Here is a 16876-nt window from a genome sequence, read left to right on the forward strand (position 1 = left end):
GGGGTGCCCTTCCTTCCCTACCGTTACCTTCAGTGTGCTCTAGTGAGCGCGCTGTTGGCAGTCCCGCCTTGCGGTGGGACGGTCCCGGTGTTACCGGCTGATGCCGTGCCGGGTTGACGTTTCACGGCCTCCTGCCCGCTGGTGCGGGTCTTCTGGATGGCTCCACGTCCTGCCACCGGGCTACTCCCGGCGGGGTCGATCTCGGCCACGAGGGCGGCCAGGTTCCGGGCGGCGTTGAGGTCGCGGTCGATGACCAGGCCGCACGCCTTGCAGTCGTATACGCGCTTGGACAGGGCGAGTTTGGTTTTCACCGCGCCGCAGCCCGAGCAGGTTTTCGAGGATGGATACCAGCGGTCGGCCACGTGTAGCCGGCCACCGTTCCAGGTGGTCTTGTAGGTGAGCTCACGGCGCAGCTCGCCGAACCCGGCGTCGGCGATGTGCCGGGCCAGTTTGCGGTTGCGCAGCATGCCGGACACGTTGAGGTCCTCGACCACGAGTGTGCCGTGTTCGCGGGCCAGGCGGGTGGTGAGTTTGTGCAGGCCGTCGCGGCGTAGGTTCGCCACCCGGGCGTGGGCGCGGGCGATACGGACTCGGGCGCGCTGCCACCGGTTCGACGGGTGCGCGCCGGTGCGCCGGTCCGGGCCGCTCTTGCGGGACAGGGCGCGGCCGAGTGCCCGCAGCCTGTGCTGCGCCTGGTTCAGGTGGCGCGGGTTGGGCACGAACTTGCCGGTCGACAGGACGGCCAGGTGCGTGATCCCGACGTCCACGCCGATGATCGAGTCGGGGCGGGCCGGGGTGCGTACGGTGCGTTCGATCTCGACGGTGAACGCGACATGCCACCGGCCGCCGTCGCGGCGCACCGTGGCCGACATGATCCGCGCAGTGCCCGCTTCCAGGCGGCGGGCGAGTTTGCGGGCGGACTCGTGCAGTTTCAGCCGGCCCAGCCGGGGCAGTACGACGTGCTTGCGGTCGGGCTCGACCCGGATCGTGCCGGTCGTGAACCGCACCGAGGGTGTCGATCGGCGGCGGGACTTGAACCGCGGGAACCCGACCGGGTGCCCGGCTCGCTTGCCCGTGCGGGAGTCCGACCAGTTCTTCAGAGCGCGGGCGAGCGCGTCCAGGCCGGTATTGAACGCCTCCTTCGAGCACTCGTTCCACCACGGCGCGACGTCGGGCTTTGCGGCGTTCCACGCCTTGCGCAGGGCAGGCAGCGACCATGACACCGACGCAGTGAGCTGCTCGTGCGGCACGCCGTATGTGCGCTCAGCCGCCCGCTGGTCCATAACCGCCTTCACCCGGGCCAGTGCCCAGTTGTGCGCGAGCCTGGCCGCCCCGGCGTGGGCGAGTACGTCACGTTCCTGGGCGGGGGTGAGGTCGAGGGCGAACCGGTACGCCTGGATCTTCTTCATGCCGGGCTGTCCTGCATGGCGGCTTCGACCGCGCGCCGGGCGCGGTCGGCCGCCGCACGGGCACCGTACAGGCGGGCGCACAGCGCCGTCAGGATCTCGGTAACGTCACGCACCAGGTCGTCGTCCACCTCGGCCGGGTCGACCACCAGCAGCCGACGGCCCTGCGCGGCGAGGGCGGCTTCGACGTACTCGGCGCCGAAGCGGGCGAACCGGTCGCGGTGCTCGACCACGATCGTCGTAACGGCCGGGTCACGCAGTAGGGCGAGGAACTCCTTGCGGTGCCCATCGAGCGCCGAGCTGACCTCGGTCACCACGCGCGACACCGAATGCCGCTGACTCGTGGCCCACACGGTGACCCGGGCGACCTGCCGGTCCAGGTCCGCTTTCTGATCCGACGAACAGACGCCGGCGTACACCACGACCTGCCCGGCGCCAGCTTTCGCCCCGGTCACCGGCTCGCCGACCATAATGAGCCGGCCCAGCCGGTACGTGGGAACGGGCAGCGTCCCCGCCTCATAGCGCCGCCGCGCGGTCGCGTACGAGATACCGGTGGCCGCTGCCCACCCCTTCAAGTTCACGCGTCACTTTAGCAAACTAGAGAGCACTAAAGCAGATCGATGCTGCCGCCAACTGTCCCTAGGGAAGGAATGCTTGCGGCGGTTCGGTCAGGTGGTGGTGTTGCGGCGGCGGCGACGGCGCACCGGGCCGTCGTCGGCGATGAAGGTGCGGGTGAGGGCCATCGCGATGATGATGCCGATGACCGCGCAGGCCACCTGCACCAGCAGCTCGGACCAGCTCCAGGTGAAGTGCCAGCCTGCCCAGTTCCAGTCCAGGCGGGCCGGCCACATGGTCTCCCAGCCCATCTGGCGCGAGACCCAGGTGCCCAGCAGTGCGGCCAGAATGCCTACCACGAAGGTAGCGATGATTCCGATGTCCTGGCGGCCGGGGAGAACCAGCCGGCCGAGGGTGCCGATCACGATTCCGATAAGGATTGCGCTCAGGATTCCGGTCGCCGTCATGGCGGGCGACTACCCATCCGCTCGGCCTTTAATCCTCGCCGCGATACCGGTTCCGTGCGGCCCGGGACAGGCCTATCCCGACGGTGCCGCAACGGCTGTCAGGACCAGGGTTTTTCCAGCTGGATGGTGGTGACCGAGTCGACGATGACGGTGTAGCGCTCGGGGCGGTCGGTGAGGATGTAGGCGTCGGTGCGCACCGCGAGCATGGTCAGGTCGGAGTCGGCGAGCTCGTGCAGGCGGTCCGGGCCGGGGCGGGTGAGGTCCATGAACCTGCCCAGGCTGCGCCAGTCGGCGGTGGACTCGACCACGACGCAGTTGTCGTTGGTGCGCAGCACGTCGACCAGGTGGGCGTCGGCGCCGCGGGCGAGTGCCTCGGCCAGCGACGCCGAGGTGACGGCGAAGAGCTCGCCCTCGTCGTCGAACTCGCCGATGATCTCGCCGACGGTCTCGTGTGCGCCGAACGCGCAGATCGCTGAGGCGTCGAGGATGAGGCGGATCGGCGGGATGCCGATCTCGCCGTCGCCGGTTTCGGTCACGCCGCCCAGCCCATGCGCCGGCGCAGTTCGTCACGGTCGGCGCTGCCGTGCTCGGCGCGCCGGGCGGCGTCGTCGAGCTGCTCGCGGGCCCACAGGCGGGCGCGGCGGCGGCGTTCCTCGGTCAGCGGCTCGCCGTGGTGGCGCTGGTAGGCCTCCGCCTCCGCGTCCTGGGCGATCTTGCGCCGGACCAGGCGGTTCACCTCGGCGGAGGCGTTCTCGTGCGTCTTGAGGTACGCGACGACGTCGTCGGCCAGGTAGAAGCTTTTGGTCTCACCCATGTCCAATAGAGTAGCGCGCATTCTCTGATAGGGCCATGCGGTGGTAATCCATTGGCTCCGGCGGGCGTGGGACGGCTACAACATACGGCGTGATCGTGAAGTATCCGCGGACGCCGCATCTGGCCGGATCGCGCCTGCAGCCGGGTGACGAGGACCTGGCCCAGGTGCCGTTCGCGCGTATCCGCGGCCGCCACGTGGTCGCCGAGGAGAAGCTCGACGGGGCGAACGCCGGGATCAGCTTCACCGCCGACGGCGCGCTGCGGCTGCAGTCGCGCGGGCACCACCTGTCCGGCGGGCCGCGCGAACGGCAGTTCGCGGTGCTCAAGTCGTGGGCGGCGACGATAGCCCCGCTGCTGTGGGAGCGGCTGGGCGACCGCTACGTCTGCTACGGCGAGTGGATGTACGCCAAGCACACCGTCTTCTACGACGCGCTGCCGCACTACTTCTGCGAGTTCGATGTGCTGGACACGGCGACGGGCGAGTTCCTGGACACGCCGCGGCGGCGTGAGCTGCTGGACGGGCTGCCGGTGCGCAGCGTGCCGGTGCTGGCGGCGGGGCCGTTCGAGCGGCTGGAGCAGTTGACGGCGCTGGTGGGGCCGTCGGTGTGCCGTACGCCTGGGTGGCGTGACGGGCTCGCGGCGGCCGCGGTGGAGGCCGGGGTCGACCCGGCGCGGGCCGCGGCGGAGAGCGACCGGGCCGACGAGATGGAGGGGCTCTACCTCAAGGTCGAGGAGGGCGGGCGGGTCGTCGAGCGGTACAAGTGGGTGCGGCACAGCTTCCTGACCGCGGTGCTGGACTCGGGTTCGCACTGGGCGGACCGGCCGATCGTGGCCAACCGCCTGGCCGACCCGGAGGTGCTCTATGCAGGTCTTTGAGCGGCTGTGCCCGGCCGGGCCGGGCTGGGTGCTGGACTGGGCCGCGGTCGAGCAGGCGTTCGCCTGGGTGCGGCGGCTGGCCGGGGTGCCGCAGGATGCGGTGCATCATGCCGAGGGCGACGTGCTGACGCATACCCGGATGGCGGCCGAGGTGCTGGTGTCGCTGGCGCAGTGGCGGGACCGGCCGCGCGACGAGCAGGTGCGGCTGTTCGCGGCGGTGCTGCTGCACGACGTGGCCAAGCCCGACTGCACCCGGCACGAAGACGGGCGGATCACCGCGCACGGGCACTCGCGGCGCGGCGAGCTGACCGCCCGGCGGGTGCTGTGGGAGCTGGGCGCGCCGATCGAGTGGCGCGAGCACGTGGCGGCGCTGGTGCGCCACCATCAGGTGCCGTTCTGTGCCCTGGAGCGTCCCGATCTGGAGCAGATCGTGCTGCGGGTGTCGCTGACGGCGCGCAACGACGACCTGGCGCTGCTGGCCACCGCCGACATTCTCGGCCGGGTCTGCGCCGATGCGGACACGGTGCTGGAGAACGTCGGGCTGTTCCGGGAGTACTGCGCGGACCTGGGGGTGCTGGACCGGCCGTGGGAGTTCGCGTCGGACCATGCGCGGTTCGTGTACTTCCGTACGCCGGGGCGCGATCCGCGCTATGCCGCGTTCGACGACACCCGGCTGACCGTGACGGTGCTGTCGGGGCTGCCGGGCGCGGGAAAGGACACCTGGCTGGCGGCGAACCGGCCCGAGTTGCCGGTGGTCAGTCTGGACGCGATCCGGGCGCAGTCGGGGGTGGACCCGGCCGGTGACCAGCGGGCGGTCGCCGCGGCGGCGCACGAGCTGGCACGCGGGCACCTGCGGGCGGGGCGCTCGTTCGTGTGGAACGCGACGAACGTGTCGCGCCAGCACCGGGAGATCTGCATCGGGCTGGCGGCGGCGTACCGGGCGCGGGTCGAGGTGGTGGCGCTGGAAGCCCCTGGTCCGGTGCTGCGGGCGCGCAACGCGGGCAGGCCGGTGCCGGTGCCGAACGCGGTGATCGATAAGCTGATCGGCAAGTGGGAGACCCCGGACGTCACCGAGTCGCACACCCTACACCGGCTGGACACGAATGATCGTGCACTTCACGTGATCACACGGTCACGGATGGCCTAGAGTAGGCAAGTGATCGAATCGCAGAGCGTCACTGACGCACTACGTATAGCAGCCGAAAGACGTCAAAACTGCGGTTTCTTCTTCGACTTCGACGGAACCCTGTCCGAGATCCGCGACGACCCCGCCGGGGTCGAGCCGGTGCCGGGCGTCGTCGCGGCCATCGCCGAGATCGCCGAGCACATCCGCACCGTCGCGGTCGTGTCGGGACGCCCCGTCGAATTCCTGCGCAAGCACTTCGGCGGCCTGCCGGTGCGGCTGTACGGCCTCTACGGCATGGAGTCCCTCGACGAGAACGGCACCCTGTGGACCGACCCGGAGGTCGTGCCATGGATCTCCGCGGTCGCCGACGTGGCCAAGCGGGCCGTCACCGAGCTGGACCCCGACGTGCTGGTCGAGGACAAACGGCTGTCGGTCGCCCTGCACTACCGCACCGCACCGCACCTGCGCGCCCAGGTCGAACGCTGGGGCGGCGACCGGGCCGCCGAATACGGCCTGGCGCCGCTGCCCGGCCGCATGGTCCTCGAACTCAAACCGCCGATCCGGCGCGACAAGGGCGGCGTCATGCACAGCGCCACCCGCGACCTCGACTGCGTCTGGTACTTCGGCGACGACCTCGGCGACCTGCCCGCGCTCACCGCGCTGGCCGACCGCGCCAAGGCCGACCCGGACTTCGCGGTGTTCCGGGTCGGGGTGTCCAACCCCGAGACCGGCGACCAGGTCGCCGCCATGATGGACGTCATCGTCGGCTCGCCGCGTGACCTGCTGCCGCTGCTGCGCCAGGCCGGGCAGGCCTTCACCCCCTCGCACACCTGACCGGCCCTCCGGCGGCGCAGGATTGAGTTCCGCGCCGCCGGGGTAAGCGCTGATCATGCCCGAATCAGTCATGGTGTTCTCACCGTCCCCGCAGCTCACCGTCACCATCGAGCAGGTCGGCGACGAGGAGGAGATCCATCTTCACGCCGGCGGGCAGGGCGTCTGGGTCGCCCGCATGATCAAATCCTTGGGCGTACGCGTCGTGCTGTGCTCCGCGTTCGGCGACGAGACCGGCCACGTGGTGCGCACCCTCATCCTCGACGAGGGCCTGGAGGTCGGCGCGATCGACGTGGCGGCCCGCAACGGCGCGTACGTGCACGACCGCCGCGACGGCACCCGCAACGAGATCGCGCAGGCCCCCGGGCAGCCGCTGAGCCGCCACGACCAGGACGAGCTCTACAATGTCGCGCTCGCCGAGGGCCTGCGCGCCGAGGTCGCGATGCTGGCCGGGGTGGCCGACCCGCAGGTGCTGCCGCCTGACATGTACCGGCGGCTGGCGGGCGATCTGCGCCGCAACGGCACCAAGGTCGTCGCGGACCTGTCCGGCGAATACCTCAACGCCGTCCTGGAGGGCGGCGTCGACGTGCTCAAGGTGTCCCACGAGGAGGTGCTGCGCGACGGCCGGGCCACCGAGGAGACCATCCCCGGCCTGGTCGCGGCAATGTACCGGCTGCGGGAGGAGGGGGCGGCGAACGTCGTGCTCAGCCGCGCCGAGCACCCGGCGCTCGTGCTCATCGGCGACGAGGTGCGCCAGGTCGAGCTGCCCCGCCTGGAGCCGGCCGACCACCGCGGCGCGGGGGACTCGATGACCGCGGGCGTCGCCGCCATGCTGGCCCGGGGCCGCGACCTGGAGGAGGCCGTACGCACCGGTGCGGCCGCGGGCGCGCTCAACGTCACCCGGCACGGGCTGGGCACCGGCCGTGCCGACGTGATCAGCCAGTTCACCACCCGAGTGAAGCTGACGGCGCTGCCGGGCGCCAGCTCCGGCGCTCCCCCGCCCGCGTCCGGCGCCGCCAGAAGCGGCGGTCACACGTCCCCTGAACAGCTCGCAGATGAGGTGAAGCGGTCATGACCCGGGTTCTGGTCACCAACGACGACGGCATCGAGGCCCCCGGCCTGCACCGGCTCGCGCTGGCCGCGGCCAAGGCGGGCTACGACGTGGTGGTGGCGGCCCCGGCCCGCGACTCCAGCGGCGCGAGCGCCGCCATCAGCGCCGTCGCCCAGGACGGGCGCGTCGTCGTCGAGGAGCGCAAGCTGCCGGGCCTGGACGGGGTGCCCGCGTATGCGGTCACCGGCACGCCGGCGCTGGCCGCGCTGATCGCCACCCGGGGCGCGTTCGGCGACCCGCCCGACGTGGTGCTGTCGGGCATCAACCGGGGCGCGAACGCCGGACCGGCTGTGCTGCACTCCGGCACCGTCGGCGCGGCGCTGACCGGGGCCACGTACGGCTGCAAGGGCCTGGCCGTGTCGCTGAACCTGGCCGACGGGGACCTCACCGACGACGACCGGTACTGGGACACCGCCGCGCTGTACGCGGTCGCGCTGCTGTCGCTGCTGGATGGGCTGCCGAAGGAGACCGTGCTCAACCTGAACGTGCCCGACCTGCCCGCCGACCAGGTGCGCGGGCTGTGCCGGGCCCGGTTCGGCCGGTTCGGCCAGGTGCAGATGCGTATCGCCGAGCGCGGCAGCGGCTTCGTGCGCACCGCGCTGGAGGACACCGGGGCGCGGCTGGAGCCGGGCACCGACATGGCGCTGCTGGCCGACGGGTACGCCACGGTCACGCCGCTGCAGCCCCTCGGTGAGGCCGCCGTCGACCTGCCCGACCTGTCCGGCGTGCTCACCGCGGCCTGAACGGCCGCCCCCGCCCGGGTCGATCATGAAGTTGAGGGTGTCGACACGCGTCGAACCCCATGAGGTCATGATCGACCCGGGCGGGGCGGCGCGCTACGGGGTGTTGGAGAGGCTGGCGAGCAGGGCGCTGCCGCCGCAGCAGACCAGCAGGATCGCCGGCAGGACGACGAGCATGATGGCGTAGTTGGACCACATGCCGAACGTGGTGACGTCGTTGCCCTGGCCGTCGTGGACGCGGTTGCGCCAGCCGCCGAACCGGAACGCGAGCTGGTGGCCGGCACCGGGATGCACGGTCAGCTTCGTCTTGATCATCGGCATGCCGAACGGGTCGGTCACCTTCACCTCGTGCGGCCCCGCGGGGACCACGACGTGGTAGGTGCCCTCGCCGCCGAACGGCACCTGCCGACCGTCGACCTTGAGCTTGGAGGTGGACGCCGCCGAGACGAGGTACGGGCCGCGGTTGAAGCTCACGACCAGCACACCATGGCCCTCCGGCACGGGCACGGGCATCGGGTACGCGGTGAAGGGCATGACAGGGCCGGGGTGGAAGGGCTGCACCATGCGGGAGATCATGCCAGAACGTGCCGAACCTGCGCGACCATCCACATACGACAAAGCATCCGTCGCCGGATGCCTGTCGTATGGGGCTTTGGCTCAGTGCGCCGGGTTCGCGGTGTGCGGTTTGCGGCCGAGCTGGCGCCAGCCGGTCTCGGCGACGTCGACGCCGTAGTGTCCGGCGGCAGCCAGCAGGTTGGCGAAGGCGAGGTCTCGTTCGTCGTCGTTGACGTCCTTGACCTGGTCGAAGCGGGCCAGCGCGTTACGGACGTGATCGGCGTCGGTCAGCGGCAGCTTGCGCTTGTCGGGAAACGCGAACACCGACTCGGGCAGGCGGTTCTTGTCCGCCGTGCTGAGCTCGCCGTCGACCTCGTGCGCCCGCCACGTGGCTTTGGTCTTGGTTGTCATGATTGGTGATTACCCGGTGCTGGACAGGGGCCAAACGTCACATCATGAGCTGGTCGATGGTCATGGGCAGGTCGCGCAGGCGGCGGCCGGTGGCGTGGAAGACGGCGTTGCCGATCGCCGCCGCGATGCCGACCAGGCCGATCTCCCCGATGCCCTTGGTTCCCGACGGGGTGTAGCGGTCCGGCTCGCCGACGAAGACGGCCTCGATCTCGGGCACGTCGGCGTTGACGGCCACCAGGTAGTCGCCGAAGGTGCCGTTGGCGACCCGGCCCGTGCCGGGGTCGGTCAGGGTGTCCTCGAACAGGGCCTGGCCGATGCCGCCGACGGTCGCGCCGAGGATCTGGCTGCGGGCCAGCTTCTGGTTGAGGATGCGCCCGCCGTCGGTGACGCTGACGACCCGGCGCACCCGCAGCCGGCCGATCATCGGGTCGATGGCGACCTCGACGAACCGGGCCCCGTACGCGCCCGCGTGGACCATGCCCGCGGCGGCCGCGTCCGGTGGCCGCAGGCGGCCGTCGCCGGACGCCTCGACCAGGCTCTGCCCGGCGAGCAGGTCGGCGATCGGCACCCGCACCGACAGGTCGTCCCGGCGGCACAGCGCGCCGTCGCGGCAGACCACGTCGTCGGGGCCCAGACCGTGCAGCGGAGAGTCCTCGGCGGCCAGGTCGAGCAGTGCGCCCTGCAGGTGCGACACGGCGTCGATGACGGCGTTGGACAGTGACGAGGCCAGCCCGGAGCCGCCGGAGTGGGCCGAGGCGGGCAGGTCGCTGTCGCCGAGCTGGAAGTCGACCTGCTGCGGGTGCAGGCCGAGCAGGTCGGCGGTGAGCTGCGTGATGATCGTGTAGGTGCCGGTGCCGATGTCGGTGGCGGCGGACCGGACCGCGGCGGTGCCATCGGCGTACACGGTGACCCGCGCCTGGGACATGGGCATGTAGGCGAAGAAGCCCGCGGTGGCCATGCCCCAGCCGATGAGCAGGTCGCCCTCGCGCATCGACGACGGCCGCGGATCGCGCCGCGACCAGCCGAACAGCTCCGCGCCGACCCGGCAGCACTCGATCACGGCGTTGGACGACCAGGGCTTGCCCGTGGCCGGGTCGAGTTCGGTGGCGAGGTTGTGCAGCCGCAGTTCGAGCGGATCCATGCCCAGCTCGTGCGCGAGCTCGTCCATGGCGGTCTCGATCGCCCAGTTGCCCTCGGCCTCGCCGGGCGCGCGCATGGACGTCGGGTAGCGGCGGTTGAGGCGTACGGTGCGTTCCACCGTCGCGACGTTCGGGCACTGGTAGAGGTGCGGTGTGCCGCTGGTGAGCAGCCCGACCGCCGGGAAGTCGATCGACGACAGGCAGGTCGCCCGGTGCTCGATCATGGTGAGCGTGCCGTCGCGGGCGGCGCCTATACGCACCTGGTGCTCGCTGCTGGGCCGGTGCCCGACCAGCTTGAACATCTGCGGGCGGGTCAGCATGAGCTTGACGGGGCGGCCGAGTTCCCGGGCGGCACCGGCGGCCAGCAGCTTGTACGGCCACTGGTTGAGCCCGGCGCCGAAGCCGCCGCCGAGGTAGGGCACGTGTACGCGTACGCCCGACTCGGGCACGCCGAACATGACGGCCAGGGTCGTCCGCAGCGCGTTGGTGCCCTGCGTGCTGTCGTGGATCTCCAGGTGGTCGCCGTCCCACGCGGCGACGCAGCCCATCAGGCCGAGCGGGTTGTTGGTGTTCTCGGGAGTGGTGTAGGTCGCGCCGACGCGCACGTCGGCGGCGGCCCAGCCGGCCTCGGTGTCACCGCGTGACGTGTCGGGCGACAGCGCCAGCGTCTCGAGCCGACCGCCGGCGGGGTCGAGCAGCGGCGGCTCGGCCGCGTAGGTGACCTCGATGAGCCGGGCGGCTTCCGTCGCCTCCTGCGGCGTGTCCGCGACGACCACGGCGATCTCCTGGCCGTGGAAGGTGATCCGGCCGTCCTGCATCGGCGCGACCGGGGCCTCGCCGAACAGCACGGGCGGCGGGGCGTTCAGGCGCGGGAAGTTCTCGTGCGTGAACACGGCCCGTACCCCGGGCAGGGTCAGCAGCGCGCTGGTGTCGATCTTCGTGACGGTGCCGGCCGGGATGGTCGAGGTGACCACCACGGCGTGCAGCATGCCGGGCAGCGCGATGTCGCTGGAGTACGGCGCGCTGCCGGTGACCTTGTGCGGTCCGTCGACCCGGTCGATGCCCTTGCCGACCCAGGTGCCGAGATCGGGCTTGGTGGCGGTCATCGCGACGCCTCCGTCATCGTGAGCAGCTGGCGCGACAGCGTGCGCACCGCGAGATCGACCTTGAACGCGGTGCCGGGCACGGTGAACGCCGAGGCCATGACGGCCCGGCCGGCCTGCTCGAAGCGCACCGGGTCGACGTGGGTGCCGCGCAGCATCTCCTCGGCCTCGCGGGCCCGCCACGGCACGGAGCCGACGCCCCCGAGCGCGATCCGGATGTCGCCGATCATGTCGCCGTCCATCTGCAGCGCGACCGCGGCAGAGGTCAGCGCGAACTCGTAGGAGGCCCGGTCGCGGACCTTCAGGTAGCCCGAGCGCCAGCCCTGGGGCAGCAGCGGGATGTCGATCTCGGTGATCAGGTCGCCGTGGCCGAGCACGTTCTCGATGGACGGGCCCTCGTCGGCGCGTACCCAGAACTCGGTCAGCGGGATGCGCCGCTGCCCGGACGGCCCGTCGACCAGCACGGACGCTTCGACGGCGATCAGCGGCACGGCCACGTCCGAGGCGTGCAGCGCGATACAGCGCTCGTCGACGCCGAGCACGGCGTGCATGCGGGCGACATTGTCGACGGCGGCGCAGCCCGAGTCGGGGCTGCGGCGGTTGCAGGCCGACACGGTCGGATCGCGGAAGTACCGGCAGCGCGTGCGCTGCAGCAGGTTGCCGCCGATGGTGGCCATGTTGCGCAGCTGCACCGACGCGCCGAGCAGCAGGGCCTCGCGCACGAACGTGAGGCGCTGCTCGACCACGGGCTCGGCGGCCAGCTGCTCCATCGTGGTGAGCGCGCCGACCTTGAGCTGCTGGCTCTCGACGAGGATGCCGCGCAGCGGCAGCCGGGTGATGTCGACCAGCCGGTCAGGGGTCCACACGCCGTCCTTCATCAGGTCCACCTGGGTGGTGCCGCCGGCCAGGAACGCGGCCTGCGGGTCGGCGGCCACCGCGGCGACGGCCTCGCCGACGGCGGTGGGGCGGTCGTAGAGGAAGGCGCGCATCAGTCCGTTCCCTTCGCCACGTCACGGATGGCGGCGACGATGTTGTCGTACGCGCCGCACCGGCACAGGTTGCCCGACATGTACTCGCGGATGTCGGCGTCGCTGCCCGCGCGGCCCTCGCGCAGCAGGCACGCCGCGGACATGAGCTGACCGGGGGTGCAGAAACCGCACTGGAACGCGTCGTGGCGCATGAACGCCTCCTGCAGCGGGTGCGGCCCCAGCTCACCGGCCAGCCCTTCGACCGTGGTGACCTGCCTGCCGTCGACCTGCGCGGCGAGCATGAGGCACGACAGCACCCGCTGCCCGTCCACGTGGACCGTGCACGCGCCGCAGGCGCCCTGGTCGCAGCCGCGTTTCGTGCCGGTCAGCCCAGCCGTGTCGCGCAGCGCCTCCAGCAACGTGGTACGGGTGTCGACGCGCCACTGCGCCGGTGCGCCGTTGACGACGGTGAACACGTCGACGGTGTACTGATCCTGCGCAGATGGGGCGCGTGCGGTGGTTCGGGTGGTTTTCACGGGACGCCTCCGGCCGCCGCCCGGTCGCCGTATGGCCCTGCCGCGCCGGCGACCGGCATGGAATGGACATCTCAGAATGCCATTGGACGCCGCAGCTCAGAGCCGCTTTCGCACAACCCGCACACGGCGCGCTGACGGTCTCCGGCGCGGCGCAGGTCCGTGACGACCTCGAACGGGGTGGGGTGAAACGGTGTAAAGGGTGGTGTAGGGGGCATGGGGGCTTAGGGTGTTGATGGATCACCCCCGACCGTGTGGATCGAGTACGGGAGGGAACGTATGGGAGACAAGCAGTTCTTTCGCAAGGTCGCCGAGTTGTCGGGGCTGACCGTGGAGGAGGCCGCCGACACCACGCGCGCCACGCTGGAGTGCCTGGCCGCGCGGCTGAGCAACGGCGAGAACCGGCATCTGGCGATGCACCTGCACGAGGGCCTGCGGGACTCGCTGCCGCCCAACGAGCGCATCCAGTGTTTCGACCTGCCGGAGTTGCTGCGGCGGGTCAAGGAGCGCACCGGGCTCAACGAGCGCGACACCGACGCCGGGGTGCGCGGCGTGCTGACGGCCCTGCGGGAGGACCTGGGCGACGAGACGTTCGACCACGTCATGCAGCAGCTTCCCAACGATTTCCGGACCATGGCCCGGGCCCGGGCCGCAGCCTAGGGCTTGCGGTAGGCCACCAGGCTGGTGCGGTCGGCGGACCCCGCGGTCTCCGACCGCACCAGTCCCACCTCCGGGGCGTAGTAACGGTGCAGCCGTACGTTTCGCAGCAGCGGCGAGGTCTGCTCGATCGCCACCACGTCGCGGTACGCACCCCCGGGCACGCTGACCTGCTGGTCCACGGCGAGCACCCGGGCGGAGTCCTCGGCCCGGCCGCGGCTGTACCCGATCCGCCAGCGTTGCCCGGCCACCGGCCGGGCGGACATCGCGATGCCGGGCTGCGCGCCCTCGGTGCCGGCCCGCCAGCCGTCGACGCCGGTGAGGGTGCCGTTGACGTAATCGCGAGCGGCCTCGCCGAGCAGCCACACGTTGCCGGCGCTGTCCTGGGCGTACCAGCGGGTCTGGTCGCTGACGAGGCCGCCGCCGGCATCCGTGACCTGCGCGCGGGCCGCCACCGTGGCGATGCCGGCCACGGCGGGGCCGGGAGCGACGGTGACCTCGGTGCGCACGTCTCCGTCGGGGCCAGGAGCGCTGTAGCTCCAGCGGGCGCCTATGGCCAGCGGCAGGTACGGGTTGTCGACGCGGTCGGTGAAGTCGGCCGGGTCGAGCCGGACGGGTTGCGCGCCCTGCGGCAGCGGGGACGGGGCCGGGGTGGGCGCGGGCGTGGGCCCGGCGGCCTGCTGGACGGCGCCGGGGCCGACCAGCAGGCTCGCGGTCAGGGCCAGCGCGAGGGTGAGCGGCTGCAGGTGGACCACTCACCCATGCTCGCAACGCACCTGCACCAGAAATGTGCGTTTGGCAGTAACCGCCCGCCTACATCCCGATATTGGAAGGATGAGCGGCGTGAACGAGCGCAGCACGCATGTGATCGTCATCGGCGGCGGGTTCGCCGGCGTGGCGTGCGCCAGGACCCTGACCGGGCAGCCCGACATCCGGGTGACGCTGCTGGACCGCAACGGCTACCACCAGTTCCAGCCGCTGCTCTACCAGGTGGCGACCGCCGAGATCGACCCTGCCGACGTCTCCTACGACCTGGCGGAGATGTTCGCCGAGTACGACAACGTCGAGGTCCGCACCGCCGATGTCGTCGCCGTCGACCCGCACACCCACACCGTGTCGCTGGCCGACGGCAGCACCGTCACCGGCGACGTGCTGGTGCTCGCGGCCGGTGCGCAGGCGAACTTCTTCAACGTGCCCGGCGCCGCCCAGCACGCGTTCCCGCTCTACACCCTCGACGACGCGCTGACGCTGCGCGAACGGCTGCGCTCGGTGTACCAGGAGGCGGCGGCCGAGGGGCCCGCCAGCGCCGGCGAGATCACGTTCGTGGTCGTCGGCGGCGGGGCGACCGGTGTGGAGACCGCGGGGGCGCTGGCCGAACTCGTCGGCACGATCCTGCCGCGGCAGTTCGAGAAGCTGGCGCTGATCCGGTCCCGGGTCGTGCTCGTCGACCACGGCCACGCGGTGCTCGCGCCGTTCGGGCCGGGCGCGCAGGCCTACGCGGCCGAGCAGCTGCAACGACGCGGGGTGCGGCTGCGGCTGGGCGTCACCGCGACGGAGGTGGCCGCCGACCACGTGGTCCTCGACGACGGCACCACCGTGCCGACGAGGGCGACCATCTGGGGCGGCGGCATCTCCGCGGCGCAGCTGGTCGGCGAGTGCGGCATGGCCACCGGCCGGGGCGGCCGCATCGACGTTCGTCCCGACCTGACCGTGGACGGCTACCCCGGCGTGTACGCCGCCGGCGACGCCGCGAACGTCGCCGGCAGCGACGGCCTGCCCCTGCCGCAGCTCGCGTCGGTGGCGCAGCAGGCCGGACGGGCCGTCGGGTTCAACATCATCGCCGATGCGTGCGGGCGGCCGCGCAGCCCGTTCGCGTACCACGACAAGGGCATCATGGCGATGATCGGCCGGGACGCGGCCATCGCCGAACTCGGCGCGCGCCACCACGAGCTGCACGGGCGGATCGCGTTCGCGGCCTGGCTCGGCATCCACGCCTACCTGATGGCCGACGCCCGCGCCGAGACCAACGCGTTCATCACCTGGGCCGAGGAGTTCTACCTGCATCCCGGCCACTGCCCGGAGCGGCTGCTCACGCCGCCCGCCACCACCGCTGCCGCCAGGAGCGCATCATGACCGCACCCGCGACGCCCGCGCCCGCGGACGTGTTCGTCATCTTCGGCATCACCGGCGACCTGGCCAAGGTCATGACGTTCCGGTCGCTGTACCGCCTCGACCGGCGCGGGCTGCTCGACTGCCCGATCATCGGCGTCGCCGGTCAGGACTGGAGCATCGAGCAGCTGCGCGACCACGCCCGCGAATGCATCGCCGGCACCGGCGAGCCGATCGACGACGCCGTGTTCGAACGGTTCGCGGCCCGGCTGTCGTACCTGTCGGGCGACTTCACCGACGCCGCGCTGTACCAGCGGCTCGCGACCGCCGTCGGTGACGCGCGGACCCCGGTGTCGTACCTGGAGATCCCGCCGTCGCTGTTCGCGACCGTCGTCAAGGGGCTGTCCGAGGCCGGGATCGTGCGCGGCGGGCGGGTCGTGGTGGAGAAGCCGTTCGGCCACGACCTGGCCTCGGCCCGGGAACTGGCCGACCAGCTGCACCAGTACCTCGACGAGAAGCAGCTGTTCCGCATCGACCACTTCCTCGGCAAGATGGGCACCGAGGAGCTGGTGTACCTGCGGTTCGCGAACACGATGCTGGAACCGGTGTGGAACCGCAACTTCATCGACAGCGTGCAGATCACCATGGCCGAGAGCTTCGGTGTCGAGGACCGCGGCCACTTCTACGACCCGGTCGGGGCGCTGCGCGACGTCGTCGTAAACCACCTGATGCAGGTGCTGGCCGGCGGGGCGATGGAACCGCCCGCCGGGCGCAACCCCGCCGCGCTCAAGAATGCGAGCACCGCGCTGTGGGGCGCCGTGCTCGACGCGGACCCCGCGAACTACGTGCGCGGGCAGTACGACGGCTACCAGAGCATCGACGGGGTCAAACCCGGCTCGACCACCGAGACGTACGCCGCCCTGAAACTGGAGATCGACAACTGGCGCTGGTCCGGGGTGCCGTTCTTCATCCGCACCGGCAAATGCCTGCCGGTGACGCAGACCGAGTTCCGGGTGGTGTTCAAGCGCCCGCCGCGGCTGGGCCTGCCCGCGTTCGCCGGGCGCACCCCGGAACCGGACCAGTTCATCATCAAACTCGACCCCACCACGGGGACCCGGCTGCGGCTGGACGCCCGCCGCGCCGACGCCGACGGCGCCGAGCCGATCACCCTGGACATGGAGTTCGCGACCGAGGGCGGCGAGGGCCCGACCCCGTACGAGGTGCTGCTGCACGCAGCCCTGCTCGGCGACGCGAACCGCTTCACCCGCCAGGACGGCGTCGAGGAGACCTGGCGCATCCTGCAACCGCTGCTCGACAAGCCGTCGGCGATCGAGTCCTACGCTCCCGGCACCTGGGGCCCGCCCGGCGCGGAGCAGCTCGTCGCGGGTCACGGCTGGCGCGGCCCGTGGATCGTCGACGAGAACCCGCCCGGAAAGATGCCATGACCATGGCTTTCTCACATCCGGCGTGCGTCGG

General features: G+C 71.6%; 19 protein-coding genes. 8 read left to right on the forward strand and 11 right to left on the reverse strand.

Going from position 1 to position 16876, the window contains the following annotated elements:
- Window positions 1-29 precede the first annotated feature (29 nt).
- The 5 genes from tnpB to F6W97_RS10705 all read right to left on the reverse strand — a co-directional run bounded on the left by tnpB (window position 30) and on the right by F6W97_RS10705 (window position 3242).
- The gene (gene tnpB / locus F6W97_RS10685) at window positions 30-1409 is read right to left on the reverse strand and encodes an IS607 family element RNA-guided endonuclease TnpB (protein WP_155370074.1); all 1380 of its coding nucleotides are present in this window, start codon (window positions 1407-1409) and stop codon (window positions 30-32) included.
- On the reverse strand, window positions 1406-1987 hold the full coding sequence (locus F6W97_RS10690; RefSeq protein ID WP_155370075.1) for an IS607 family transposase: 582 nt from the start codon (window positions 1985-1987) through the stop codon (window positions 1406-1408). The genes tnpB and F6W97_RS10690 overlap by 4 nt, the downstream gene beginning before the upstream one ends.
- 87 nt (window positions 1988-2074) lie before the next feature.
- Window positions 2075-2320 (reverse strand): hypothetical protein, encoded by a 246-nt coding sequence (locus tag F6W97_RS40555; protein ID WP_230686571.1) that lies wholly within the window; start codon window positions 2318-2320, stop codon window positions 2075-2077.
- 206 nt (window positions 2321-2526) lie between these two features.
- Window positions 2527-2964: a hypothetical protein gene (locus F6W97_RS10700; RefSeq protein WP_155370076.1), complete on the reverse strand. Its 438-nt coding sequence runs from the start codon at window positions 2962-2964 to the stop codon at window positions 2527-2529.
- Window positions 2961-3242 (reverse strand): hypothetical protein, encoded by a 282-nt coding sequence (locus tag F6W97_RS10705; RefSeq protein WP_155370077.1) that lies wholly within the window; start codon window positions 3240-3242, stop codon window positions 2961-2963. The genes F6W97_RS10700 and F6W97_RS10705 overlap by 4 nt, the downstream gene beginning before the upstream one ends.
- Window positions 3243-3331: 89 nt before the next feature.
- Between F6W97_RS10705 and F6W97_RS10710 the strand changes: the two genes are divergently transcribed.
- Genes F6W97_RS10710 through surE form a run of 5 tightly spaced genes read left to right on the forward strand, consistent with a single transcriptional unit; the run spans window position 3332 to window position 7928 of the window.
- Window positions 3332-4117 (forward strand): RNA ligase family protein, encoded by a 786-nt coding sequence (locus F6W97_RS10710; RefSeq protein ID WP_155370078.1) that lies wholly within the window; start codon window positions 3332-3334, stop codon window positions 4115-4117.
- Window positions 4104-5264, forward strand: a complete 1161-nt coding sequence (locus F6W97_RS10715) for an AAA family ATPase (protein ID WP_155370079.1) — start codon at window positions 4104-4106, stop codon at window positions 5262-5264. Before F6W97_RS10710 ends, F6W97_RS10715 begins: the two co-directional genes overlap by 14 nt.
- Window positions 5265-5273: 9 nt before the next feature.
- Complete coding sequence (otsB, locus tag F6W97_RS10720) at window positions 5274-6077, forward strand: trehalose-phosphatase (RefSeq protein ID WP_230686572.1); 804 nt, start codon at window positions 5274-5276, stop codon at window positions 6075-6077.
- Between the two features lie 55 nt (window positions 6078-6132).
- Entirely contained in the window at window positions 6133-7149 is a 1017-nt protein-coding gene (locus F6W97_RS10725) for a 1-phosphofructokinase family hexose kinase (RefSeq protein ID WP_230686573.1), read from the forward strand.
- Window positions 7146-7928, forward strand: coding sequence for a 5'/3'-nucleotidase SurE (gene surE, locus F6W97_RS10730; RefSeq protein ID WP_155370080.1), 783 nt, complete (start codon window positions 7146-7148; stop codon window positions 7926-7928). Before F6W97_RS10725 ends, surE begins: the two co-directional genes overlap by 4 nt.
- 93 nt (window positions 7929-8021) lie before the next feature.
- Here surE and F6W97_RS10735 read toward each other — a convergent pair whose 3' ends face one another.
- The 5 genes from F6W97_RS10735 to F6W97_RS10755 all read right to left on the reverse strand — a co-directional run bounded on the left by F6W97_RS10735 (window position 8022) and on the right by F6W97_RS10755 (window position 12637).
- The gene (locus F6W97_RS10735; RefSeq protein ID WP_230686574.1) at window positions 8022-8489 is read right to left on the reverse strand and encodes a hypothetical protein; all 468 of its coding nucleotides are present in this window, start codon (window positions 8487-8489) and stop codon (window positions 8022-8024) included.
- A gap of 93 nt (window positions 8490-8582) precedes the next feature.
- A complete protein-coding gene (locus tag F6W97_RS10740; protein WP_155370082.1) occupies window positions 8583-8891 on the reverse strand; it encodes a DUF6582 domain-containing protein in 309 nt (102 codons plus the stop codon).
- 37 nt (window positions 8892-8928) lie between these two features.
- Window positions 8929-11136, reverse strand: coding sequence for a xanthine dehydrogenase family protein molybdopterin-binding subunit (locus tag F6W97_RS10745; protein WP_155370083.1), 2208 nt, complete (start codon window positions 11134-11136; stop codon window positions 8929-8931).
- A complete protein-coding gene (locus tag F6W97_RS10750; protein ID WP_155370085.1) occupies window positions 11133-12122 on the reverse strand; it encodes an FAD binding domain-containing protein in 990 nt (329 codons plus the stop codon). Before F6W97_RS10750 ends, F6W97_RS10745 begins: the two co-directional genes overlap by 4 nt.
- On the reverse strand, window positions 12122-12637 hold the full coding sequence (locus F6W97_RS10755) for a (2Fe-2S)-binding protein (protein ID WP_196279073.1): 516 nt from the start codon (window positions 12635-12637) through the stop codon (window positions 12122-12124). The genes F6W97_RS10750 and F6W97_RS10755 overlap by 1 nt, the downstream gene beginning before the upstream one ends.
- Before the next feature lie 276 nt (window positions 12638-12913).
- Here F6W97_RS10755 and F6W97_RS10760 point away from each other — a divergent pair, with 276 nt between their 5' ends.
- Window positions 12914-13294, forward strand: coding sequence for a DUF2267 domain-containing protein (locus F6W97_RS10760; RefSeq protein WP_155370089.1), 381 nt, complete (start codon window positions 12914-12916; stop codon window positions 13292-13294).
- Here the strand turns inward: F6W97_RS10760 and F6W97_RS10765 are convergent.
- The gene (locus F6W97_RS10765; RefSeq protein WP_196279074.1) at window positions 13291-14046 is read right to left on the reverse strand and encodes a hypothetical protein; all 756 of its coding nucleotides are present in this window, start codon (window positions 14044-14046) and stop codon (window positions 13291-13293) included. The two genes, F6W97_RS10760 and F6W97_RS10765, sit on opposite strands and share 4 nt — an antisense overlap.
- An 88-nt stretch (window positions 14047-14134) precedes the next feature.
- Between F6W97_RS10765 and F6W97_RS10770 the strand changes: the two genes are divergently transcribed.
- Both F6W97_RS10770 and zwf read left to right on the forward strand, forming a co-directional pair.
- Window positions 14135-15424, forward strand: coding sequence for an NAD(P)/FAD-dependent oxidoreductase (locus F6W97_RS10770; protein ID WP_196279075.1), 1290 nt, complete (start codon window positions 14135-14137; stop codon window positions 15422-15424).
- Complete coding sequence (gene zwf / locus F6W97_RS10775) at window positions 15421-16845, forward strand: glucose-6-phosphate dehydrogenase (RefSeq protein ID WP_155370093.1); 1425 nt, start codon at window positions 15421-15423, stop codon at window positions 16843-16845. The genes F6W97_RS10770 and zwf overlap by 4 nt, the downstream gene beginning before the upstream one ends.
- Window positions 16846-16876 lie beyond the last annotated feature (31 nt).

Source organism: Catellatospora vulcania (assembly GCF_009720385.1).
GTDB lineage: Bacteria > Actinomycetota > Actinomycetes > Mycobacteriales > Micromonosporaceae > Catellatospora > Catellatospora vulcania.